The organism is Arthrobacter sp. zg-Y916 (assembly GCF_020907385.1).
Taxonomy (GTDB): Bacteria; Actinomycetota; Actinomycetes; order Actinomycetales; family Micrococcaceae; genus Arthrobacter_B; species Arthrobacter_B caoxuetaonis.
The window spans coordinates 1,021,270-1,044,612 of sequence record NZ_JAJJOD010000001.1; the positions used below are offsets into that span (position 1 = coordinate 1,021,270).

Below are 23,343 nucleotides of genomic sequence, written 5' to 3' on the forward strand. Positions count from 1 at the left end.
GGGCCTATGACTACAGCTCCGAATTCTTCGCCTGTCCTGCGCGCCGACGGCCGCACACCCGACCAGCTCCGCAGCATCAGCATCACCCGCGGATGGTCCAAGCAGGCCGAAGGGTCGGCGCTGATCGAGTTCGGCAACACCCGCGTGCTCTGCACGGCTTCCCTCACGGCCGGTGTCCCGCGCTGGCTCAAGGGCGAAGGCAAGGGCTGGGTCACCGCCGAGTACGCCATGCTTCCCCGCGCCACCAATACCCGCAACGACCGTGAGTCCGTCAAGGGCAAGATCGGCGGCCGGACGCATGAGATCTCCCGGCTGATCGGCCGGTCGCTGCGGTCGGTAATCGACACCCGCGCCCTCGGCGAAAACACCGTGGTCCTGGACTGCGATGTCCTCCAGGCCGACGGCGGCACCCGCACCGCTGCCATCACCGGCGCCTACGTGGCGCTGGCGGACGCACTGGCCTGGGCCAGGGAGAACAAGCTCATTGCCCGCACCGCCGAGCCGCTGGTGGACACTGTTGCCGCCGTTTCGGTCGGCATCATCGACGGCGTGCCCATGCTGGACCTGCCGTATGTCGAGGATGTCCGCGCGGAAACCGACATGAACGTCGTCGTCACGGGCAGCGGAAAGTTCGTGGAAGTCCAGGGTACTGCCGAAGGCGCACCCTTTGACCGCGCCGAACTCGACGCACTCCTGGACCTTGCCCTGCTCGGGACCTCCGAGCTGGCAGAGATCCAGCGGCGCACCCTCGCGGGCCAGTGAACGCCGTCGAACCCCGCCTGGTCCTGGCGACACGCAACGCCGGCAAGCTCCGGGAACTGCGTGAGCTGCTGCGCGGACGGATTCCCGGACTCGACGTGGATACCCAGGTGATCGACGCCGCTGCAGCCGGTGTTCCGGACGTCCCCGAAACCGGTGTCACCTTTGAAGAAAACTCGCTCCTGAAGGCACGTGCCGTTGCCGCCGCAACCGGCCTGCCGGCCATCGCCGACGATTCCGGGCTCGCCGTCGACGTCCTCGGCGGCGCACCGGGCATCTTCTCCGCCCGCTGGTCCGGTGTCCACGGCAATGATGCCGCGAACCTGGAGCTGCTGCTGGCGCAGCTGGCGGACATCGGGCAGGAGCACCGGAGCGCGGCCTTCGTGTGTGCTGCGGCCCTCGCCGTCCCCGGCGGAGCCGAAGTCGTGGAGCGCGGTGAGCTGCGCGGAACGCTGCTGGGCGAGCCGCGCGGCAGCGGCGGATTCGGCTACGATCCGATCCTGAAGCCGCTGGGGGAGACCCGGAGCTGTGCCGAACTGAGCTCCGACGAGAAGAATGCAATCAGCCACCGGGGCCAGGCGTTCCGTGCGCTGCTGCCTGCCATTGTCCGGGTCCTCGGCGGATCCCAGGAGCCGGCGCAGGGGTGATTTGCGCCACTGCTTCGGGCAGGTGATCTGTGCTGCGGCACACCGCGGACGGGCCCCGGCATTCTTGGCCTGCGGACCAGTAGGGCACAATTGGTTCCGATATGAGTATCCTGATCAGCGCCGCCACAGACCCCTCCAGCTCCGATTCGGCTTTGGGAGGGGTTGCCGAGTGGGCCGTAAGCATCATGGAAGCCATCGGCGCCCCCGGCGCGGGGCTTGCCATTGCTTTGGAGAACCTGTTTCCTCCGCTGCCGAGCGAAGTAATCCTCCCGCTGGCCGGTTTCGCCGCGAGCCAGGGCAACTTCTCCATTGTCGAAGCCCTGATCTGGACGACGCTTGGATCCGTCCTGGGCGCGTGGGCGCTGTATGGACTCGGCGCCTGGCTGGGCCGCGACCGGATGCGTGCCATCGTGGAAAAGGTTCCGCTGGTGGACCTCGAGGACGTGGACAAGGTGGAGGCCTGGTTCTTGAAGCACGGCTACAAGGCTGTGTTCTTCGGGCGGATGATCCCCATCTTCCGCTCCCTGATCTCCATCCCGGCCGGCATCGAGAAGATGCCCATGCTCAAGTTCCTGGGGCTGACCACTGCCGGCAGCCTTATCTGGAACAGCATCTTCGTGTTCTCCGGTTTCTTCCTGGGCGAAAGCTGGCACATCGTTGAGGAATACGCCGGGATCTTCCAGAAGATCGTGATCGCGGCCGTCCTGATCGGCGGCATCTGGTATCTCACGTCCAAGATCCGCTCCTACCGCCGGAAGAAGGCCCAGCGCACGGCCGAAGATTCCTGACGTGGGCGTAGATTTCACCTCCATAGATTTTGAGACTGCAAACGGTTTCCGCGGATCTCCCTGCTCGGTCGGCCTGAGCAAAGTCCGGGACGGCCGGATCGTCGAGGAAACGTCCTGGCTGATGCGCCCGCCCGAGGGACACGATTTCTTTGACCGGCGCAACACCGGCATCCACGGCATCGAGGCGTCGATGGTGGCGGGCAAACCCCGGTTCGGCGAGCTCTTTCCCGAGATCGGCGCTTTCATCGGCGAGGACCTGCTCGTGGCACACAACGCCGCCTTCGACCTCGGTGTCATCCGCTCCGCCCTGGAAGTCTCCGGGCTGGCGGGGCCTGCCTATGACTATGCCTGCACCGTCATGCTGTCTCGGCGCACCTATTCCCTGCCCTCGCATTCCCTGCCGTTCGTGGCGGAAGCGGCAGGGGTGCCGCTGGAGAACCACCACGACGCGGCCGCGGATGCCCGCGCCTGCGCCGGAATCCTCATCGACATTATCCGGCGCTCTGGTGCTCCGGGGACCGCTGAGTACTTCGCACTCCAGGGCAAAGGGCCCAACCATGCCCCGGCCTACCGCCCCGGCATCGATCCGGTGTCCAAGGCCACCCGCGACGCGCTGGAGCGCGGAACCGGTGCACCCTCGGCCGCGGGGTCCTTCAGCGGCTGGCCTTCCGAGGGAGTGAATCCTCCGCCCAACCTGGATGCGTTTCCGGGCCATCCGCTCTTTGGGCAGACCGTGGTGTTCACGGGCAACCTGGGCATGCCACGGCAGGACGCCAAGGACCGTGCCGCTGAGCTGGGTGCACGGCCGGCCAGCAACGTGACCCGTTCCACTACTGTCCTGGTGGTGGGTGACGGCTTCGAAGCAGGGGACCTGCGAAACGGCCGCGTCACGGGTAAGGCCCGGAGGGTCCTGGACCTGCATGAACGCGGCCAGCGCATCGAGGTGCTTTCCGAGGCCGAGTTCCTGCAGATGCTCGGCGGGACCTGGCCGGCGGCCAGCCAATAGGCTGCCGGGCCCGGATTTAGCCTGCCGTAACCCGGATCAGCGCGTCGGCCATCTTTTCCACGGTGTCCCGTGCATCGATGGCCTGGATCCAGTCGGCCGGTACCGCAGTGCGGCCGTACAGCGTGCCCATGATGTTGCCGGCCACCGAGGCGGTCGAATCGCTGTCGCCGTCGTGGTTGGCCGCCAGGCTGACTGCCTTGCGGAACTGGGCTTCCGGTGAGCCTGCGTCCGCGGATGCCAGGGCGCAGTAAAGGCCAATGGCCAGAGCTTCTTCAGCGACCCAGCCTTCCCCCAGCGCCTGCGTCATGCGCTCCGGGGATGCATCGGCCTCTCCGGCCAGCTCTTGCGCAGCAAGCGCGACGGCGGCCTCCAGGCGGGCGGCGAGTTCAGGAACGCCGCTGGCAGCGGCGCGCCGTACGGCAGCCGCAGCGGCCCCGTCCAGTGCAGCCCCGTCAGGGAGCAGGTCATGGATCAGCGTGCTGAAGACAGCGGCGCTGTGGATCGCGGACGGATGCCCATGCGTCAGGGCAGCGCCGTCGGAGCTGAACTTGTAGACCGTTTCCGCCTCGATCCAGGGAAGCAGGCCAAAGGGGGCGGAACGCATAACGGTGCCGCAGCCCTTGGAATCCGGGTTGACCGGGCGTGTGCGCGTACCCATTTCTCCGGTCATCAGCCCGGACAGGCAGGCATTGCCCGGAGCGCGGCGGTGATGGAGTACCTCCTGCGCATCGATCCAGCGTCCGGGCTGGTCCGGTGCATTCGCAGGCAAGGCCTCGCCCTGGGTCTTGAGCCAGCGCAGGTAAGCCAGCCACAGGCAGGCCGTCTCGTCGGCGCCAACGCCGTCGTTGGCCCATTCCAGCACCTCCACGAGCCCGTCCACGGTGTAGAGGGTCATTTGGGTGTCGTCCGAGATGGGGGCGGGAAGTCCAAGCTGCTCAAAGCCGGAGAGTCCTGCCGTGCCAAAACGGGAGCGGATACCGTCCATCGAATCGAACTCCACGGCATAGCCGAGGGCGTCGCCAACCGCTCCTCCCAGCAGGCAGCCCCGGACCTTGTCCTTGAACTGTGCGGAGTCGGAGGGTTGCGCAGCGGCGGGGTCCGGTGTCCCGGAACCGGCATCGGAAGATGGTTTCACCCTTCCAGCATAGGTCTCCTGCCTGCGCCCTTCCGTTCAGACGGTGCGAGTGTATGCTCAGTGCGCACCCAGCGGACTCACAGGAACCAGTGGAAGTCTGGGTGGTTTGCACCGTTCCGGGTTCTCCCCGGGCGCGTGAGCGCCGCTTGCGGCAACAATATGTCTCCCACTGATAGGAACTTCTCCTCAATGACTGCTGAGCCACATTTCCCAGCCGGAGCCTCGGCTGCAGAGACCGGGTCCGCCCGGATCACCCCCCTGCGTTCGTATGGGCTCGTCGGCCGCAGCATCGCTGAAGCGGCCGGTTCCTTCCTCCTGGTGCTGGCAGGCCTGGGCGTTTCCTTCTTCAACCCCTCCGGCGGACTCTCCGCCCCCCTGGCCTTCGGACTTGTCCTGGCCGCGGCCATCATTGCTTTCGGCTACATCTCCGGGGGCCACTTCCTCCCGACCATCACGGTGGCAAGTGCGCTGGCGGGCAGGACCAGCTGGAAGTCCGTGGTGCCCTACATCGTGGCCCAGGTGGTCGGCGCGCTGCTCGCGGCCGTCATCCTCTGGGTCTCCATGACCGGTCACCCGCAGATTCCGGAGACACAGCCGTTCTTCTCCGCCGTCGCCAACGGCTTCGCCGAGCACTCGGCAACACAGTTCCCGCTTGCCGGGGCACTCCTGACCGAGGTCATCGCCGCGGCGCTCCTGACTGCCGTCTTCCTGGGCGGCGGCACGCGCATGACGTCCGCTGCAGCCGCCTTTGCCACCGGCGTGACCTACGCAGCCCTGCTGACGTTCCTGGTCCCCATCACCGGCGGATCCATCAACCCGGCCCGTTCCACGGCCACCGCGGTCTTCGCTGAAAGCTGGGCCCTGGGCGAGCTTTGGCTCTTCTGGGTGGCTCCGCTGCTTGGCGCCGCAATCACCGGCCTGATCTACCGCAGCCTCGATCTCTCCGCTTCCCCGGCAGTGCAGGTCACGGAAGGCGAGCCGGACGACGCCGACGGCGGCACGGCTGCTGCCTCCCGGTTGTCACCGGAGACCGGCACGGCTCCCGCCGTGCAGGCTGACCCGCAGCGAGATAACGAAGCACGCGGCTTCTTTGACAAAGACGATGCCCGGGACAGCGACGGCGACCCGGACAACGGCACGGCGGATCCCCGGCGCTCCTAGGATCGGCTGCACCGGCGGGTGACACTTCCGGTCCGGCAGGCGCCGGAACGGAAGTGTCACCCGCGGGCGGTAGTTTGGTTGGTATGCGAATCCTGCACACCTCAGACTGGCACCTGGGCCGGTCTTTCCACGGAGTCGGCATGCTGGACGCCCAGCGGGCGTTCCTGGCCCAGCTGCTCGACACGGTCCGCACCTCGGCAGTGGATGCCGTCCTCATTTCCGGTGACGTGTACGACCGCGCGCTTCCCGGCGTCGACGTCGTCCGTCTCCTGGACCAGGCCCTTGCCGACATCACGGCAGCCGGCGCCCGCGTCATCCTTACCAGCGGCAACCACGATTCCGCCGCAAGGCTGGGCTTCGGCGGCAGGATCTTCGAGCAGGGCGGGGTGCATCTGCGCACCGGGATCGAAGCGATCACGGCACCGGTCCTGCTGGGGGAGGGCACCCCGGTTGCCGTGTACGGCATTCCCTACCTGGAACCGCGGCTGGCTGCACCGGAACTTGGTCCGGACGTGTCACCGACACACACCGGCGTCCTGGGCGAAGCGGTCCGCCGCATCCGCGAAGACGTGGCCCGCAGGGAGGCAGCCGGTGCACCGGTCCTGCCGCTCGTCATGGCCCACACCTTTGCCAGCGGAGGGATCACCTCCGACAGCGAACGCGACCTCTCGGTAGGCGGTGTCGGTGCGGTACCCCTGGATCTGTTCAGCGGCTTCACCTACGCAGCCCTGGGGCATCTGCACGGGCGCCAGGAACTGGCCCCCAACGTCTGGTACAGCGGCTCGCCCCTTCCGTACTCCTTTTCTGAAGCGCGCCAGTCCAAGGGCGGACTGCTGGTCGAGATCGACGACGGCGGCCTTACTGCAGTTACTCCCGTGCCCTGGAAGGCGCCGCGGAACCTGCAGGTCCTGCGGGGGACCCTGGAAGGACTCCTGGAAGATCCTCACCTGGGCACTGCCGAAGATGCCTGGTGCCAGGTGACCCTGACCGATGAGCAGCGGCCGCCCAAAGCCATGGAACGCATCCGGTCCCGCTTCCCCGGCACACTGGTCCTCGCCTTCGAGCCGCCGTCCGGCTCCCGCGGAGTCAACGAGAGCTACAGCACGCGGCTGGCCCGGGCGACAGATGACCTGGACGTCTGCTGCGGATTCCTGGACCATGTCCGGTCCCGCGAGGCAGCACCCGAGGAACGGGACCTCTTCGCTGAAGTCCTGGGCAAGGTCAACGCGGCAGAGGTTTCCAAATGAGGATCCACCGGTTGGAGATGCAGGCGTTCGGACCCTTTGCGGACCGCCAGTCCATTGACTTCGACGAACTGGGCGCCCAGGGTCTGTTTCTGCTCAACGGGCCCACCGGCGCCGGCAAGACCAGTGTCCTCGATGCCATTTGTTTCGCCCTGTACGGTTCGGTTCCCGGAGCCAGGCAGGAAGCCCGCAAGCTGCGCAGCGACCACGCGTCCCCGGGGACGCCGCCGGAAGTTGTCCTGGACTTCAGTGCCGGGCCGCGCCGTTTCAAGGTGGTACGCAATCCTCAGTGGGAGCGCCCGGCCAAACGGGCCGGCAGTGCGACCGGAACCGTCACGGAACAGGCGCGGACCCTGCTCAGCGAGTTCGTCAACGGTGAATGGACGCAGAAGACGGCCCGCAATGATGAGGCCGCCGCGGAGATCCAAAGCCTGCTCGGGATGAGCCGGGAGCAGTTCACCCGTGTGGTCATGCTTCCCCAGGGGGACTTCGCCGCTTTCCTGCGGGCCGATGCAACGTCCCGCGCGGACCTGCTGCAGCGGCTTTTTGGCACATGGCGTTTCGAGGAAATCGAGCGGCAGCTCAAGGAACAGACGGACGCCGCACGTGCCCGCCTCGCCGAGGCACGGTCCGCCAGTGAACTCCTGCGGGCCCAGGCCCGGAACGAAATCATGCGCTGCGCCAAGCTGCTGGGAGAACCTGCGGAGGATGAAGACAATCCGGAGCAGCACCAGGAGGCCGAGCAGGACTCGGCCTGGCTGCAGTCCGTGCAGGACTCTCTCGCGGAACGCCTGGACGCCCTGCGTGCAGAGCAGGAGGAAAGCAGCTCGGAGCTGGAGCGCGCAGAGGAAGCCCTCCACCAGCTGCAGGCCCGACGCGCTCGCGGCATGGCCCTGCTCCAGCTGGAGGCAGACGAACGGGAGCATGCCCGGCGTGAAGCCGCCATGGTTCCTCGTCGGCGGGCGCTCAAGGATCATGACCGTGCAGCCGGCCTCGCGGGCTACCTGGCGGCCTGCGCCTCCGCTGCACGGAGCTTCCGGAATGCCTCCGCTGCGGCCGCAGACTCCCTCGGGGAACTGCGGCACGCTGCAGGCCGCGCCGGTTTTGCCGAGCTGGTTCCGGCCGGCGACGGTGGCGAATCCGCCGCGGAGGCACTGCCGGTTCCGGCCGAACTCGACGGATTGGATGAACACACGGCGGCGGAAATATCCGCTGCCGAAGTACTCCTGGCCGAAGCGGAGCGTGCTGCGGCGCTGCACCGGCAGGCTGCCGCAGACCGTACCCGGGAGGAAACGCTTCGGGCGGAAGCGGACGGCGTTCAGAAGACAGCCGGGACGCTGCGCGAAGAGCAGGACGAGCTCCGTTCCGGACTTCCCGCGCTGCGGACGGCGGCTGCAGCTGTTCAGGCTTCCCGTGCCCGGATGGAGGAGGCAGCCAGGACCCAAGAGGTGATCGCAGCCTACAAGCGGGCCCTTGCCGCTTCGGCAGCGTCCGGCGAATCCGCCGCCGATGCGCGGCAGCGCTACCAGGACCAGCGTGAGAAGTGGCAGGGCCTGCTCCAGCTCCGTCTGGACCAGGCTGCCGCCGAGCTCGCCTCGGCGCTTCAGGACGGCGAAGGCTGCCCGGTCTGCGGAAGCACCAGCCATCCGGACCCGGCTCCGTTGCCGGAAGACGGAGGCTTCGTCACCCGCGAGGAAGAAGCAGCGGCACGGCAGTCCACCGAGGCTGCGGAAAAGGAATGGGACGCGGCGCGCCTCGCGGCAGAGACCGATGCCGCCGCCGTCTCCAGCCTCCGGGGGCAGGGCGGCGAAGCCGACGCCGGCGAAGCCCGCCGTGCGGGCGAAGAAGCGGAACGGGATTACCGGGTCGCCCAGGCGGCCGCGCAGCGGCTCGCTGCGGACGAAGAACGCCTGCGCAGCCTTGAGGACGAAATCGGGCAGCTCGACCGCCGGGTATCGCTCCTGCTCCAGGACGCTGCCCAGGCCCAGGCACGGGCCGCAGCAGCTGAGGACGAGGCCGCCGGCCTTCTGGGCCGCGGGACCGATGCAGAGCCGGCTGCCCTCATGGGTCGGGTGCAGGAACTGAAACGCGTGCGCCGCCTCTCCGGGGCCGCCAGGTCTGCGCTGCAGGCTGCCGGCCATGCCGCGTCCGTCCAGGAAGATTCGATCCGGGCCCTTTCCGAAGCGCTGGACGGAACAGGGTTCACAGACGAGGCAGCCGTGAGGGCAGCACTGCTGCCGGAGGCGGAGGCCGGTGAACTCCGCAGGGGACTGGAGGAGCTCGACCTGGAAAGCGCACGGCTGGCCATGCGGCGCGAAAGCCAGGACGCAGCAGCGCTGGACGGCGACGGCGAGCCGGAGACCATGCCGAACGAAGAGGATGTTGCCGAAGCCTCGGAAAGCGCCGAGGCAGCGCGGCAGGCCGTTACGGGCAAGGCCCTGCAGATTGGGCTTCTGGAAGGATCCGCCGCCGCCTTGATAGACCTCGCCGGCAGGCTGGCAGCTGCCGAAGAAGAGATGCGGCCGCTGCAGGAGCGGCATGACCTGCTCTCCTCCGTCAGCGACACGGCCCGCGGCAACGGTGAGAACAGCTACCGTATGGCGCTGAGTACGTATGTGCTCGCCGCCCGCCTTGAACAGGTGGCTGCGGCGGCGACAGAGCGGCTGGCTGCGATGACGGCAGGCAGGTACTCGCTGGTCCACGATGATTCGCGTTCCGGAAACCGCCGGGCGGGACTCGGACTGCACGTCATCGACGATTGGACGGGGATCCGCAGGGACACGTCCACGCTCTCGGGCGGTGAGTCCTTCATGGCTTCGCTGGCACTCGCGCTTGGCCTCGCCGACGTCGTCCAGCAGGAGGCGGGCGGAACGAGCATGGAGACATTGTTCGTGGATGAAGGCTTCGGCAGCCTCGATGAGGAAGCCCTGGAACAGGTGATGGATGCCTTGGAAGGGCTGCGCGACGGCGGCAGGGTGGTCGGGCTGGTCAGCCACGTGGCGGAAATGAAGCAGCGCATCGGCGCCCAGCTTCAGATCACCCGGGGACGCAACGGCTCCACGGTGCGGTTCCGGGCAGCTGAAACCCTCCCGGCCTGAGAGCCTGCTCCGGCGTTTGCCCAGAGCGAAGCCGCACGCCGGCGCGCAGGGAGCAGGGGTAAGATCGGTATGTAGCCGGGTTGGGCGCATCGGGTGGAGGGACGATGCGCGTTTTCGCCTGAACTGAGCACACCATGAGCCCTGAACCGTTTACCCACGAGCACGCTGACATGCATCCCCCCGCCCAACCGTCCCCGGACACCAGCGTCCCGCCTGCGGCGTCGAAACCCGCCACCGGCCGCTACGCGCGGATCTTCGAGATTGCCGGCTCCGCCTTCTTCTCGGTCGGTTTCCTGGCCCGCCTCCCGCTCGCCATGCTGACCATCGGGGCACTGACCCTGGTTACGAGCATCACCGGTTCCTACGCGCAGGGAGGCTTCGCCGCCGGCGCGGTGGGACTCGGGTCTGCCCTTGGTGCGCCGCTGCTGGGCTACCTGGCGGACCGCATTGGCCAGCGGCCGCTGCTGCTGGGTACCGCCGTCGCCAATCCGCTCATGATCCTGGCCGTCCTGTGGACGGCATCGCAGCTTCCCGGCGGGGGACCGCTGGCTGCCGTGCTGGCAGCAGCATTCGCCATGGGGGCCAGCAGCGCCCAGGTGGGTCCGCTGGCCCGGGTCCGGTGGATGTCCCTGACTGCACGGGACCGCACCGGGCAGGAACTTGGGACTGCGCTGTCCTATGAGAGCATGGCCGACGAACTCAGCTTTGTCCTGGGCCCTGCCCTGGTGGGGCTGCTGGCTGCCACGGTAGCGCCCTGGCTTCCGCTGGCCCTGGCCGCTGCACTTTCGGCGACCATGGTGACGGCCTTTGCCCTGCACCGGACGGTCGACGCTGTCCAGCCCTCACCCCGCCGCCGGCGCCCTGCCAACGGTAAGGTCCGTGCCTCCAAGGACCGCACCGAAGGCGTGTCCTGGGCGCTGCTGGCGCTTCCCGTCCTGGGCATGGTGGCCATGGGCACCTTCTTCGGAGCGACGCAGGCATCCCTGACAGCTTTCGGCGGGAGTTTCGGCATCGCAGACGCGGCTGGCCTCCTCTACTCCGTGATGGGTATCAGTTCTGCTGCTGCGGCTTTGTCCGTGGCGTTCTGGCCGGAGAAATTCAGCCAGTCGGCACGGTGGGTGATGTCTGCATTTGCCATGACCGGTGCCGCACTGCTCCTGCTGCTGCCCGGCGGCGTACCCGAAATGCTCGTGGTGCTGTTCATTCTCGGCATTCCCGTGGGACCCACCATGGTCAGCATTTTCGGCATCGGTGCCCAGCTGGCACCCCGCCATCTCATGGGGACCGTCATGACGCTGCTGGCCAGCGGTACGGTTACCGGAACAGCCATCGGTTCCGCGCTGGCCGGTCCGCTGGCAGAGGAGTACGGGCACGGCGCCGCCTTCTGGGTCAGCGCAGGAGCAGCCGCTGCGCTCCTCGTCCTGGGGTTGGCGTCCTCCGCCGCAGTCCGCCGCGCAAAAAAAGATCCAGCATAGCCGAACCAGCGTGATGGAGCCGCATTCGTGGCAGTTGAGACAGGCACATTACCGCCATATATCGAATGTGCTTCCAATCACATCTTTTCCTTGACTGGGAGTGACGCATTTCATAGCGTCTATCTGTAGAACTACTGTTCAGCATGCGAACACTCGCTGCAGCAGGGAGTTCTGAGTCCCCGCGTCCGTTCATGCGGGGTTTCCCATGTATAAGGAGCGCTCCAAAGTGAAACGTACTGTCCCCGTTATCCTCGCCGCCACTGCGGCCCTCGCCCTCAGTGCCTGCGGCGGCGGCTCACTTTCCGGTGACGAAGGCACAGCGGCGTCCGAAGGGTCCGCGGGCCTGACCGAGCTGTCCGTCGGCGTGATCCCGATCGTTGACACTGCACCCATCTGGCTCGGCAAGGAGCAGGGTTTCTTCGAAGAAGAAGGAATCGACCTCGATATCCAGACGACCACGGGTGGCGCGGCCGCCGTTCCCGGCGTGGTCAGCGGTGATTTCCAGTTCGCTTTCGGCAACGTCGTCTCGGTGATGGTGGCCAATGACAAGGGCCTGGACCTTCAGTTCGTGTCCAACGGCAACTCGACCACGGGCGACACCAGCTCCGACTTCGGCGCCGTTGTTGTAGCCGCAGACTCGGAGATCCAGACCGCGGCGGACCTCGCCGGCAAGACCGTGTCCGTGAACAACCTTGCCAACATCGGTGACACCACCATCCGCAAGGTCGTGGAGGATGCCGGCGGGGACCACGAAAGCATCAAGTTCGTCGAGATTCCCTTCCCGGATGCTCCCGCTGCGCTTGAAAGCGGACAGGTTGACGCCGCCTGGATCCTGGATCCGTTCCTGACGCAGTCCGTGGATAACGGTGCCCGGGTCATCGCCTACAACTTCGCCGAAACCCACGAGAACCTGGACATTTCCGGCTACTTCACCTCCGCGAAGTATGTCGGGGAAAACCCGGAACTCGTCGAGAAGTTCACTGCGGCGATGAATAAGTCGCTCGAATACGCCCAGGAGAATCCGGACGCCGTCCGCGACATCGTCGGTACCTACACCAAGATCGATGACGAAATGCGCGCCAAAATGATCCTGCCGACCTTCCGTGCCGAGTTCGACCGCGAGGGCCTGACCGTGCTGGGTGAGGCTGCTGCCAGCTACGGCACGCTCTCCAAGGCTCCGGATCTGGACGCTATGCTGCCCGCACAGGACTAACACCGGACTGTGAGTCCGGCTTTACAGAACGAGACGTTATGAACATCTCCAAACGCCTCCCCACGGGGCCGTTGCTCGGGTTGGCAGGAATCCTTGGATTCCTGCTGACCTGGGAACTCATTCCCCGGCTGGGTGTGGTCAATCCCCGCTTCCTCCCTCCTGCCAGCGAAGTACTCGTCGTGTTCGTCAGCAATTTTGGGCTCGGCGCTTTCTGGACCGCCGTTCTTGACACAATGACCGGCTGGTTCCTGGGCCTGCTGATCGCGACCGTAGCCGCCGTCGTGCTTGGGCTTATCATCGGTTCCAGCGATTTCCTGCGGAAGGCAACCAACTCCACCATCGAGTTCCTGCGCCCGATCCCCTCGGTGGCGCTGATTCCGCTCGCCGTGCTGCTGTTCGGCCTGAGCCTGGAATCGACCCTGCTCCTGGTGATTTACGCTTCCTTCTGGCAGGTCCTGATCCAGGTCCTGTACGGTGTGGCCGACGTAGATCCGGTGGCGAGCAATACGGCCAAGAGCTTCGGCCTGGGCACCTTTGCCCGCATCCGGTACGTGGTGTGGCCCACCACCCTGCCGTACCTGATGACCGGCATCCGGCTGGCTGCAGCCGTGGCGCTGATCCTGGCGATCACCGCCAGCCTGATCATCGGTTCCCCGGGCCTTGGCAAGGAAATCGCCAATGCCCAGTCCGGCGGTGCCATCGCGCAGATGTATGCGCTGGTACTCACCACCGGCGTCCTGGGAATCCTCATCAACATGGGCATGCGGATCATTGAACGCCGCACGCTGTCCTGGCACAGTTCGGTGCGCGGGGAGGTCGTCGTATGAACATTCTCAAGAAGTCCGGCTACATCATCGGACTGCCCGCACTGCTCATCTTCATCTGGTGGATCAGCACGCAGGGCAGCACCAACTTCTTCGTTCCCAAGCCGGGAACCCTGGTGGACAAGTTTTTCACCGTGTGGATCGGGGACCGGCTGGTGCAGGACGTCCTGCCCAGCGTCACCCGCCTGGTGATCGGTATCCTCCTGGCCATCGTCCTTGGGGCCGGGCTGGGAATCCTCATCGGCACCACGCGGTGGCTTCGGAGCCTGCTGGAACCCGTACTGGAGTTCTTCCGGGCGATCCCGCCGCCAGTGCTGATTCCGGTCCTGATGCTGCTGATCGGCGTCAATGACCAGATGAAGATTGCGGTCATCGTCTCGGGCTGCATCTGGCCGGTGCTGCTCAACACGATCGAGGGCGTCCGCGCCGTCGACGGCGTGCTCAGCGATTCTGCCCGCACCTTCCGGATCGGGGGACTTGCCCGCCTGCGGTACCTGGTTCTTCCCAGTGCCAGCCCGCAGATTATGGCCGGCATTCGCCAGTGCCTGTCCATCGGCCTGATCCTGATGGTGATTTCGGAGATGTTCGCATCCTCGGAGGGCCTCGGCTTCACCATCGTCCAGTTCCAGCGGTCCTTCGCCATTCCTGAAATGTGGAGCGGCATTGTGGTCCTGGGTCTGATCGGCGTGGCCATGTCATTTTTGTTCCAGTGGGCTGAACGCCGCATTCTCGGCTGGTACCACGGTTTGAGAGAGGTTGAACATGCAGAGTAACCCCACGGATGGCCAGGGCCAGCCGCTGCTTTCGGTCCGGGGCGTCCAGAAGATCTACAAGGTCGACGCCGGAGAGATTGAAGCTGTCCGGAACCTGACGTTTGACCTGCGCCCGGGGGAGCTGGTCTGCCTTGTTGGTCCGTCCGGCAGCGGCAAGACGACGCTGCTGAAGATCATTGCCGGGCTCATGGCCCCGACGTCGGGCGAAGTGGTCCTGGAAGGCAAGAAGGTCACTGAGCCGCCCAAGGACATGGCCGTTGTCTTCCAGGAGTACGGGCGGAGCCTCTTTCCCTGGATGACGGTGCGGGCCAACGTTGAGCTTCCGCTGAAGAATGCGCGCATCCCCAAGGGTGAGCGTACCCAGCTGGTGGACAATGCACTCGAGGCTGTTGGGCTGCACGATGTGCCCACGAGCTACCCCTGGCAGCTCTCCGGCGGCATGCAGCAGCGCGTGGCCATTGCCCGCGCCGTCGCGTACCAGCCCAAGGTCCTGCTCATGGACGAGCCGTTCGCCGCCGTCGACGCCCAGACACGGGCCGACCTGGAGGACCTGGTCCGAAGCGTGTGGGAGAAGCTGGGAGTCACGATCCTCTTCGTCACCCATGACATCGATGAGTCTGTCTACCTCGGGGAACGGGTGGTAGTGCTCTCAAGCTCGCCGACCGTGGTCCAGGAAGACATTGTGATCGACCTTCCGGAGAAGCGGGACCAGCTGACCACGCGGTCGCTTCCGCGCTTCGTGGAGCTCCGCAACCACGTGTACGAGCAGATCCAGATCGCCAAGCGCAACAAGGGCGTCGAATCCGTCCAGGCCACCGAGTCCAGGACCTCGGTGCCCCATGGCGCAGCATTGGTCGACGGCGGAGACCCGCCCGGCGGCGGGGGAAGCGACTTCTCCTAGCGGCCGGCTCACCAGCCGTCAGGCAGACAGGGACGCGGCATTCTTCGCCCAGCGGAGAACGCCGCGTCCCTGTTTAGTTCAGGCAGGTTGACCTAGTATCGGGTGAGGAGCCGAATCCGGGGGGCGGCCGACCGCCCCGCGGCGCAGGTTCGCAAAGCAAGCCACGGGAAGCGAAGGAAGGGACAGCCATGACGGATAAGGGCAAGGAAAATCCGGACGAGCAGAAAAAGGACGGCGGAGCCGGTCCGGAAGGGACCATTCCGGCGTCCGAAGACGGCATCGCCGCCGGCAGCGGTGACGAGGCATCAAACTTCGAGCCCGAAGAAGACCCGGACGCGGCCGGGGAATCCTGACCGTCCCCGGACCCCGGCGCAGCTAGGGCAGGCTGGGTGCGTGAGTCGGCGGCAGCGGAATATAGATATTGCCGGTCGTCACGCCGCCGGTGGTGACTTCCTCTTCCTCTGCTGCTGAATCCTCGCCGACCGCCGGAGCCGCCTCCGGCTCCAAGGCCAGCAGGCGCAGCGCCGCAGCTGCCTCGTGGGCGGCCGGCCTGGTATCGGGCAGGCGGGATGTCATCGAGCGGAGCAGCTGCACCCAGTCATCGCCAAGCGCATCGGGGATGTGCGGATCGCGGAGCAGCCGCGCGACGGCGGCCTCCACAATCGGTCCGGGGAAGGCCTTTTCGCCGGTGAGCGATTCAAGCAGCACCAGGCCGAGCGAATAGATGTCGGTTGAAGGCTGGACAGTCCCGCCCTGTGCCTGCTCCGGGCTGAGGTAGTTTGCGGTGCCTATGGTGGCTCCGTGGGCTGTGGCGACCGTGGCTTCGACGAACCTGGCGATGCCGAAGTCGGTCAGTTTGGGATAGAGCCGCGAATCAAGCTCACCCTGCGGATAGAGCAGGATATTGGCCGGTTTCACGTCCCGGTGGATGACTCCCTGGGAATGAATGTAGGCCAGCGCATCGGCCAGGTCTGCGCCCAGGGAAGCAACCGAGACTGCCGGCAGCGGCCCGGACTTCAAAGTACGGCGCAGGTCGGGGCCGTCGACAAGTTCCATCACGATGTAGTTCAGGACGTTGCCGTCCTCATCGTGGTGCAGGCCTACGTCGAGCAGAGTGACCAGCCCCGGGTGGTTCAGCGTCGCCAGCAGCAGCGTCTCTGTGTGCTGGCGGCGGTAAGCGTCGTCCTCCTGGACAGACGGACGGAAAATCTTGACCGCAACTTCGCGGCCCAGGTTCTCGTCGGTCGCCCGGAGCACAGAAGCAGCGCCGCCCGTTCCGATGAGATCGGTGGTGCGGTAGCGCTGGCCCAGGAATAGGTCCAAGGGCATCCTCACTTATAGGTTGAGCTGCAGGAAATGGCCGGGCGGATGTTTACACACAAATATCCCCGGAAAGCGATTTCAGTCACCAGAACTGCCACCGGAAATATTGCCAAGCACACTTATTATTAGTATCAGTGTACTGACCATCTCATCCTACCGGTTACCTGCACCTGCCAGCGGCGTTTTGAGCCGCCTCAACCAAGTCCTGACCGAACCCTCAGGGAAGCGGCGCGGCGTCCTGGGAGAGGAAATCCACGGCTGAGCTCTTGAAAGCGCGCGAGGTCACTGCGTTGGCGTGATGCCGGCCAGGAAGAAGCAGCAGATCCGAGCGTCCGTTCAGTTCAGCCAATTCCGGGGCGGAAGCAGCGAGCTCATCGTTCTCACCCGCTACGAGCAGCAGGGGCATCGCCGGAACTGCGGCGGCGGGGCGGAACGGCTCTTCCTTGATCGCCTCGATCAACGTGAACAAAGCCTCCAGGTCATTGGAGGGGACAACGGTTGCCATCCTGAGCAGGTCGGCACTGACGGGGTCCGTGAGAGGTGAGCCGCCGGCCAGCGCCTGCCGGGCGCCGTCAAGGTCGAACTCCGCCAGCGGATCACCGGAACCCGGACCGCCCAGGACCATCCGGTGCACCAGCTCCGGTGCCGCTGCACCAAACTCCCACGCGAGGCGGGAGCCCAGCGAGTAGCCCACGATGTCCACGCCCGAGGAGCGGTCGTCCGGCTCCAGCGGCCGGACCCCGGCAGCCGTGAGCATATCCAGGATCCGGCTGCGGATCCGGCTGGGATAGTAGTGCTCGCGTCCGGCCGGCGAGGTGCTGCGTCCGTGGCCCGGGAGGTCGACGGCGATTACCCGGCGGCCGGCTTCGGTGAGCGTTCGGATCCATCCGGTGGAAACCCAGTTCATTTCCGCTGAGGAAGCGAAACCGTGGAGGAGCAGTACGGGACGCAGCCCGGCGTCGTCTGCGGGTTCGTAGATTTCGCTGGACAGCACGGGCTCGGTGCCCTCAAGGATCTCCATGGACCCTAGTCTTCGTCCAGGACAGCGGACAGGCGGACCCGGCGGCGGGCCGGAGCCTCCTGCGGCACCGTTCCAACAATCCCGGCTGTGTCATCGGGAACCTCGAAAACGACGAGGGGTTCACCGACATTGATCTTTTCGCCCGCATCTCCGTAGATCCGGGCGACGATTCCGGCCTGCGGGGAGGGAAGCTCCACAGCAGACTTGGAGGTCTCCACCTCGACCAGGGGCTGGTTGCGCTCCACCTGGTCTCCCGGGGCGACGAGCCACTCCAGGATGGTTGCCTCGATCAGGCCTTCACCCAGGTCGGGCAGGGGAAAGGAAAGTTCAGCCACGCCGGTACTCCAATACTCGCTGGATCCCGAAAAGGATCCGGTCAACGTTCGGGATGTATTCGTCTTCGAGATCACCTGAGGGATACGGTACGTCGAATCCCGTGACCCGTTCCACCGGCGCCCGCAGTGTGTCAAAGCAGTGCTGGGTGATGAGCGCGGCGACTTCAGCGCCCAGCCCGGCGGTGAGCGGGGCCTCGTGGACCACTACTGCCCGCCGGGTGCGGGACACTGATGCGGCCAGTCCGGCGGCATCGATCGGCTTGAGCCAGCGCAGGTCCAGCACCTCGATCTCGATGCCGTCCTCGGCGGCGAGTTCGGCGACCTGCAGGCAGCGCGCCACCATGGCACCCCAGGCAACAAGGGTCAGGTGGCGCCCGGGGCGCACAACCTTGGAACCCAGCGGGGAACCCGCGTCGGCGAAGTCGACCGTGTCCTTCTGCCAGTACCGGGACTTCGGTTCCATGAAGATCACCGGGTCCGGCTGGCGGGCCGAGTGCTTGAGCAGGTGGTAGGCGTCGTGCGGATTGGACGGCGAGACAACCTTCAGCCCCGGCACATGCGCGAAGAGCGCCTCAAGCGACTCGCCGTGATGTTCAGGTGCGCGGATCCCGCCAAAGCTGGGCACCCGGAGTGTTACGGGCATGGGCATGGTTCCGCGGCTGCGGTAGTTCATCCGGGCCAGCTGGGTAATGATCTGGTTGACCGCAGGATAGGCGAAGCCGTCGAACTGGACCTCGGGGATCGGGTGGTAGCCGGCCATGGCCAGTCCCACCGACATGCCCAGGATTCCCGACTCCGCCAGCGGTGTATCGAAGACGCGTTCGGCTCCGAACCGCTTCTGCAGACCGTCGGTGATGCGGAAGACCCCGCCGAGGCGTCCCACGTCTTCTCCGAGGACAACAGTTTTTTCGTCCTCGGCAAGGATCTCCGCAAGAGCCCGGTTGAGGGCGGCCTGCATCGAGATTGTTTCGGCAGCGGGGGAGCCGGGGATGGAACCTTCCATGGGCCGGATTCCTTCAGTCAGTTGGCTAGACATGCTCGGATTCCTCCCGCCAGGCACGGGCCTGGGCTTTCAGGGTGTCGGTGGGTTCAGCGAAAACAAAGTCGAACATTTCCCGGCCGGGACGCGGTTCCAGGGCCTGGACCCCTTCGCGGACCTTCTCGGCATGCGCCTTCGCCTCACTCCGGGACGCGTCCAGGAAAGCCTGGTCAGCGGCGCCGTCCTCCAGCAGGAGTGCGGCAAGCCGGGCTACGGGATCTGCTCCGGCGTCACGGCGTTCCTCGTCGAGGCTCCGGTAGCGTCCCGGGTCGTCGCTGGTGGAGTGGGGTCCCCGGCGGTAGGTCATGGCTTCGATCAGCACCGGGCCGTTGCCCGCCCTCGCGTGGGCCAGGGCAGCCCGGGTGGCGCGTACGACGGCGGGTGCATCATTTCCGTCGACGGTCACGGAGGGCATCCCGTAGCCTGCGGCGCGGGCTGCAACGGTGCCGCCGGCAACCTGGTCCTGCGTGGGCAGCGAGATAGCCCAGCCGTTGTTCTGGACGAAGAAGATGACCGGGGCCTTCAAGACGCCGGCAAAGTTCATGGCCTCGTGCACATCGCCCTGGGAACTGGCGCCGTCGCCGAAATAGGCCATGGCGGCGGGCAGTTCGGAACCGGGCGCAGCGGACAGGCGCTGTCCGTGGGCCCATCCCACTGCGTGGAGCACGGAACCCCCAACAACTGCCTGGATCGGCGCCAGGCCGGTACTGACCGGGTTGTACAGGCCGCCGTGCCAGCTTGCCTTGTGAGTGGACATGTACTCGACCATGTCCACGCCCAGTGCCAGAGCCACACCCATTTCGCGGTAGGTGGGGAACAGGAAATCCCGGGCGGTGTCCATGGCGAAGGCACTGCCCACCTGGGCAGCTTCCTGGCCCAGCTCGGGGGCGTAGCCCGGGATGATGCCCTGGCGCTGCCAGGCGACCGCGGCCAGGTCCAGCTCCCGCGTGGCATCCACCAGCTGGTACAGCCGGCGCAGTTCCTCATGTGTGAGCTCGGGGATGCTCGTTATGTCTAGGTCCATGAGGCAAAACGTAACCGCCATCACGCCACTCTGCAAACAGCTATTGCGAGCCTGAACACACTGCACAGATAGTTCATTGGTCCGCGACATTACCTGTACAAAATGTCTACTCTTCTGCTGACTAGCGGATTGGCTTGCAGTGTTCTAGGTGAGGCGCTCCATAAGTGTCCGCCCGGGCCGGATGTGCACGAGCGTCCAGCAGCTGCGCGGGCCGGATGCAGGACTGGCATTTAATTTATTTCCGGGTATGGTCGTAAATAGCCGGTATTTCAGATAAATTGCGGAAACCGGTTTTCCCAAAGTTGATAAAAGTCAGGCGGCCTGAGAAATGGCCAGTGCCGCCAGCCAGTCGCTGAGGAGTGCAAATGTCCGGAAACGCCAAAAAGCCAGGTAAGTCCATCAAGGAGAAGCGCGCGGAGAAGCGGGCCAAGTCCGCTTCAGCGGAGCCGGCACCCCGCAAGCGCAAGGGCCTGTAAACCGCCCGGTGCAAAGGGAAACCGTTTAGGCCGGGAGCTTTCGAGCTCCCGCCTGGACGGCAGCCCGGCCTGTTGCGGATTCGAGCCTGTGCGGCCTCCCGGGATTGCTTGGTGCGGTCCGTCCGGTTCCCGGGCAGGAAATTATTGGCTGCAAATTTTGAAAAACCACTAAACATTGCTGCCTGATAGTTTTTGCTTGAATCAGCTTCCAGTGTGTTTGCAATTCACATTATGCCTTTGTGGTGCCCTGGGTTCGGGGCAGCCCGCCATATTTCCCGTGCGTGGCGCGGTGCAGCCAAAGCGGCTCTGCCGCTAAAGTTCCTTCAGGGGCGGCATCAGCAGTCCCGTTCCGGGCGGCTGCCCGGTCCCGCCCGGATTTCCTGCACGGAAAGGCTGCCATGGCAACAGATCAGCTCGACGCCCGGATCGTGTCCCTCTTTACCGATGACCCCCGGATGTCGGTCCTGGAAGCGTCCCGCATGCTCAAGGTTGCCCGTGCCACAGTGCAGGCCCGGCTTGACCGGATGCAGCGCAACGGCGTCATTGCCGGCTGGGGGCCCCGGCTTGATCCTGCCGCACTGGGCTACGTCGTCACGGCGTACTGCTCTCTCACTATCCGCCAGGACATGGGGCATGACGCCGTCGTAGCCGCCCTGGCAGAGATTCCTGAGGTCCAGGAAGCGCACACTGTCTCCGGGGAAAGTGATCTCATTGCCCGGGTGGCCGCGCGGTCAAACTCGGATCTGCAGCGTGTGATCGACTCAATGGTTGCCACCGGTGCCGTACTGAGATCCTCTTCGGTGATCGTGCTGAACACCCACTTCGAAGGGCGGATGCTGCCGCTGCTGCATGCCGCCGCAGGCGCAGACGCCGCGGAGCCGGAAAAGAGCGCGTAACTTTCAGTTAGCAGTCCTCTGCATTTCCCGCAGACTGAGTTAGAGTCAACCTGACCCTTACTGGACAAGCGGCGGCCTTAGGGTGCCGGCAAGGAAGGCACGCAGGCATGAGCCCCAGATACGCCAACGTTTCGGAGCGGGAGCAGGAGCCGCCGTCGCTGGCCATTTCCACGGTGATCTTTGCGCTGCGCCCGGATCCGGATACCGGAAACCTGACGCTGTGGCTTCCCCTGGTCCGCCGGATCCGGCAGCCCTACCTGGATCTGTGGGCTCTGCCGGGCGGTCCGCTGCGGCCCACCGAGTCGCTCCAGGACGCCGCCGCCAGGAACCTGCAGGAGACTACAGCCCTGGCACCCCGGTATCTTGAACAGCTGTACGCCTTTGGCGGCCCGGACAGGTCCCCGTCGCCCCGCGTGGTGTCGATTGTGTACTGGGCGCTGGTGCAGCCGGACGAGGCAGCGCTTGCCCGGCAGGACGAGAACGTGGCATGGTTCCGGGCAGACGGGGTGGGCACCCTGGCCTTCGACCACAATCAGATCGTCGAGTACGCGCTCTGGCGCCTGCGCAACAAGCTCGAGTACGGAACCGTGGCCTACGCGTTCCTTGGCTCTACCTTCACCCTGGCCCAGGTCCGGGAAGTCTATGAAGCCGTCCTCGGCCGGGCACTGGATCCGGCGAACTTCCGCCGCCAGCTCCAGTCATCAGTGCACATCGAGCCCACCGACGAGTACCTGCAGGGCGGGCGGCACCGGCCCCCGCGGCTGTACCGCTACACCGGCCCGGATCCCCGGGAGAATTCCTTCCCCAGCCAGCGATGACAAGCAACGGAGCACTGAAATGACTGCAACGATTCCGGTCCCGGGCGGCAGCGTAGCCACCAGGATTGCCCTGCTTTCCGGACCCGAAGAGGCGCTGAACCAGGCACAGGCATCAACCGCCACCTGCGCTCCCGGGCTTGCCTCCGGGCCGTGGTATTTCGACGCCGCCCCAGGATACGGTCCCGGTGCCTCCCTGACGGATGCCGCTCCGGCAGGTATTCCCCGTCAGGCCGAGCTGCCGGAAGAATACCGCCGGGCATCGGATGCCGAACTGGAAGAGCGGATTACCAGGGCCAAGGAGTTTTTGGGAGACCGCGTGGTGATTCTGGGGCATTTTTACCAGCGGGATGAGGTGGTGCGGCACGCAGACTTCGTCGGGGATTCCTTCCAGCTGGCCCGTGCTGCCAAGAGCCGTCCGGACGCCGAAGCCATCGTGTTCTGCGGCGTGCACTTTATGGCAGAGACCGCGGACCTGCTCTCCGGGCCCGATCAGGCCGTTGTGCTGCCGAACCTGGCGGCCGGGTGCTCCATGGCAGATATGGCCGACGCCGACTCCGTCGCCGAATGCTGGGAGCAGCTTTCCGCGCTGTACGGCGAGGCACCGGACGCCCTGGGCCGGCAGCCGGTTATCCCGGTGACCTATATGAACTCCTCCGCGGCGCTGAAAGCGTTCTGCGGGGAGAACGGCGGGATTGTCTGCACGTCTTCCAACGCTGCCGCAGTCCTGGAGTGGGCCTTTGAACGCGGGCAGCGGGTGCTGTTTTTCCCGGACCAGCACCTGGGCCGCAATACCGCCAAGGCCATGGGTATTCCGCTTGCTGCCATGCCCATGTGGAACCCGCGGCTGCCGCTGGGCGGGAACACGCCGCAAACCCTGCAGGACGCCAAAGTCCTGCTCTGGAACGGGTTCTGTTCAGTCCACAAGCGCTTCACCGTCGCCCAGATCGAGCAGGCCCGCGCCGAACACCCAGGAGTCCGGGTGATCGTGCATCCCGAATGCCCCATGCCGGTGGTGGACGCAGCGGACGAGTCCGGTTCCACCGACTACATCCAGAAGGCGATCGCCGCAGCACCTGCGGGAAGCACCTTCGCCGTCGGCACCGAGATCAACATGGTGAACCGGCTGGCCGCGCAGTACCCGCAGTACACCATCTTCTGCCTCGACCCGGTGATCTGCCCCTGCTCGACCATGTACCGGATCCACCCGGGCTACCTCGCCTGGGTGCTGGAGGGACTCGCCGCCGGCCAGGTTCACAACCGGATCACCGTTCCCGCCGCCACAGCCTCGGCGGCCCGTACTGCCCTGGAACGGATGCTGGCGGTCCGGCCGTGAGCATCGCCGTCGTCGGCAGCGGAATCGCCGGCGTGCCCGGGGACGCGCACTTCC

At 65.9% G+C, this 23,343-nt stretch carries 22 protein-coding genes; 16 read left to right on the forward strand and 6 right to left on the reverse strand.

Going from position 1 to position 23,343, the window contains the following annotated elements; genetic code table 11:
* The first annotated feature begins 6 nt into the window (after positions 1 to 6).
* The 4 genes from rph (at position 7) to LOC59_RS04880 (ending at position 3,200) form a co-directional block, all read left to right on the forward strand.
* Positions 7 to 762 carry a ribonuclease PH gene (gene rph, locus LOC59_RS04865; RefSeq protein WP_269440040.1) on the forward strand — a complete coding sequence of 252 codons (756 nt, stop codon included), beginning with the start codon at positions 7 to 9 and terminating at the stop codon, positions 760 to 762.
* On the forward strand, positions 759 to 1,406 hold the full coding sequence (gene rdgB / locus LOC59_RS04870; RefSeq protein ID WP_227894668.1) for an RdgB/HAM1 family non-canonical purine NTP pyrophosphatase: 648 nt from the start codon (positions 759 to 761) through the stop codon (positions 1,404 to 1,406). The genes rph and rdgB overlap by 4 nt, the downstream gene beginning before the upstream one ends.
* 101 nt (positions 1,407 to 1,507) lie before the next feature.
* On the forward strand, positions 1,508 to 2,194 hold the full coding sequence (locus LOC59_RS04875; protein WP_229970781.1) for a DedA family protein: 687 nt from the start codon (positions 1,508 to 1,510) through the stop codon (positions 2,192 to 2,194).
* Between the two features lies 1 nt (position 2,195).
* Positions 2,196 to 3,200 (forward strand): exonuclease domain-containing protein, encoded by a 1,005-nt coding sequence (locus LOC59_RS04880; protein ID WP_229970783.1) that lies wholly within the window; start codon positions 2,196 to 2,198, stop codon positions 3,198 to 3,200.
* Between the two features lie 16 nt (positions 3,201 to 3,216).
* Here LOC59_RS04880 and LOC59_RS04885 read toward each other — a convergent pair whose 3' ends face one another.
* Positions 3,217 to 4,239 carry an ADP-ribosylglycohydrolase family protein gene (locus LOC59_RS04885; protein WP_229970880.1) on the reverse strand — a complete coding sequence of 341 codons (1,023 nt, stop codon included), beginning with the start codon at positions 4,237 to 4,239 and terminating at the stop codon, positions 3,217 to 3,219.
* A 285-nt stretch (positions 4,240 to 4,524) separates the two neighbouring features.
* On the opposite strand from LOC59_RS04885, the gene LOC59_RS04890 reads away from it, so the two are divergent.
* The 9 genes from LOC59_RS04890 to LOC59_RS04930 all read left to right on the forward strand — a co-directional run bounded on the left by LOC59_RS04890 (position 4,525) and on the right by LOC59_RS04930 (position 15,377).
* A complete protein-coding gene (locus LOC59_RS04890) occupies positions 4,525 to 5,496 on the forward strand; it encodes an MIP/aquaporin family protein (RefSeq protein WP_229970785.1) in 972 nt (323 codons plus the stop codon).
* Positions 5,497 to 5,579: 83 nt separating this feature from the next.
* Positions 5,580 to 6,743 carry an exonuclease SbcCD subunit D gene (locus LOC59_RS04895; protein WP_227894676.1) on the forward strand — a complete coding sequence of 388 codons (1,164 nt, stop codon included), beginning with the start codon at positions 5,580 to 5,582 and terminating at the stop codon, positions 6,741 to 6,743.
* Entirely contained in the window at positions 6,740 to 9,838 is a 3,099-nt protein-coding gene (locus LOC59_RS04900; RefSeq protein ID WP_229970787.1) for an AAA family ATPase, read from the forward strand. Before LOC59_RS04895 ends, LOC59_RS04900 begins: the two co-directional genes overlap by 4 nt.
* Positions 9,839 to 9,972: 134 nt before the next feature.
* The gene (locus tag LOC59_RS04905) at positions 9,973 to 11,313 is read left to right on the forward strand and encodes an MFS transporter (protein ID WP_229970789.1); all 1,341 of its coding nucleotides are present in this window, start codon (positions 9,973 to 9,975) and stop codon (positions 11,311 to 11,313) included.
* A gap of 226 nt (positions 11,314 to 11,539) precedes the next feature.
* Positions 11,540 to 12,526, forward strand: a complete 987-nt coding sequence (locus tag LOC59_RS04910; protein WP_229970790.1) for an ABC transporter substrate-binding protein — start codon at positions 11,540 to 11,542, stop codon at positions 12,524 to 12,526.
* A 38-nt stretch (positions 12,527 to 12,564) separates the two neighbouring features.
* Entirely contained in the window at positions 12,565 to 13,353 is a 789-nt protein-coding gene (locus tag LOC59_RS04915) for an ABC transporter permease (protein ID WP_229970792.1), read from the forward strand.
* Positions 13,350 to 14,123: an ABC transporter permease gene (locus LOC59_RS04920; RefSeq protein WP_227894681.1), complete on the forward strand. Its 774-nt coding sequence runs from the start codon at positions 13,350 to 13,352 to the stop codon at positions 14,121 to 14,123. Before LOC59_RS04915 ends, LOC59_RS04920 begins: the two co-directional genes overlap by 4 nt.
* The gene (locus LOC59_RS04925; protein WP_229970794.1) at positions 14,113 to 15,024 is read left to right on the forward strand and encodes an ABC transporter ATP-binding protein; all 912 of its coding nucleotides are present in this window, start codon (positions 14,113 to 14,115) and stop codon (positions 15,022 to 15,024) included. The genes LOC59_RS04920 and LOC59_RS04925 overlap by 11 nt, the downstream gene beginning before the upstream one ends.
* A 188-nt stretch (positions 15,025 to 15,212) precedes the next feature.
* Positions 15,213 to 15,377: a hypothetical protein gene (locus LOC59_RS04930; protein ID WP_229970795.1), complete on the forward strand. Its 165-nt coding sequence runs from the start codon at positions 15,213 to 15,215 to the stop codon at positions 15,375 to 15,377.
* Between the two features lie 22 nt (positions 15,378 to 15,399).
* Here the strand turns inward: LOC59_RS04930 and LOC59_RS04935 are convergent, their stop codons facing one another.
* The 5 genes from LOC59_RS04935 to LOC59_RS04955 all read right to left on the reverse strand — a co-directional run bounded on the left by LOC59_RS04935 (position 15,400) and on the right by LOC59_RS04955 (position 19,766).
* Positions 15,400 to 16,347 (reverse strand): serine/threonine-protein kinase, encoded by a 948-nt coding sequence (locus LOC59_RS04935; protein ID WP_229970797.1) that lies wholly within the window; start codon positions 16,345 to 16,347, stop codon positions 15,400 to 15,402.
* A gap of 217 nt (positions 16,348 to 16,564) precedes the next feature.
* Entirely contained in the window at positions 16,565 to 17,368 is an 804-nt protein-coding gene (locus LOC59_RS04940; protein WP_229970799.1) for an alpha/beta fold hydrolase, read from the reverse strand.
* A gap of 5 nt (positions 17,369 to 17,373) precedes the next feature.
* Entirely contained in the window at positions 17,374 to 17,703 is a 330-nt protein-coding gene (locus LOC59_RS04945) for a biotin/lipoyl-containing protein (RefSeq protein ID WP_227894686.1), read from the reverse strand.
* Entirely contained in the window at positions 17,696 to 18,706 is a 1,011-nt protein-coding gene (locus tag LOC59_RS04950) for an alpha-ketoacid dehydrogenase subunit beta (RefSeq protein ID WP_227894743.1), read from the reverse strand. The genes LOC59_RS04945 and LOC59_RS04950 overlap by 8 nt, the downstream gene beginning before the upstream one ends.
* Before the next feature lie 25 nt (positions 18,707 to 18,731).
* Positions 18,732 to 19,766 (reverse strand): thiamine pyrophosphate-dependent enzyme, encoded by a 1,035-nt coding sequence (locus LOC59_RS04955; RefSeq protein WP_227894687.1) that lies wholly within the window; start codon positions 19,764 to 19,766, stop codon positions 18,732 to 18,734.
* A gap of 874 nt (positions 19,767 to 20,640) precedes the next feature.
* On the opposite strand from LOC59_RS04955, the gene LOC59_RS04960 reads away from it, so the two are divergent.
* From LOC59_RS04960 to nadA, 3 genes are all read left to right on the forward strand, one after another.
* On the forward strand, positions 20,641 to 21,138 hold the full coding sequence (locus LOC59_RS04960; protein ID WP_227894688.1) for an Lrp/AsnC family transcriptional regulator: 498 nt from the start codon (positions 20,641 to 20,643) through the stop codon (positions 21,136 to 21,138).
* Positions 21,139 to 21,245: 107 nt separating this feature from the next.
* Positions 21,246 to 21,956 carry an NUDIX hydrolase gene (locus LOC59_RS04965; RefSeq protein ID WP_229970801.1) on the forward strand — a complete coding sequence of 237 codons (711 nt, stop codon included), beginning with the start codon at positions 21,246 to 21,248 and terminating at the stop codon, positions 21,954 to 21,956.
* A gap of 19 nt (positions 21,957 to 21,975) precedes the next feature.
* Positions 21,976 to 23,289, forward strand: coding sequence for a quinolinate synthase NadA (nadA, locus tag LOC59_RS04970; RefSeq protein WP_229970803.1), 1,314 nt, complete (start codon positions 21,976 to 21,978; stop codon positions 23,287 to 23,289).
* Positions 23,290 to 23,343 lie beyond the last annotated feature (54 nt).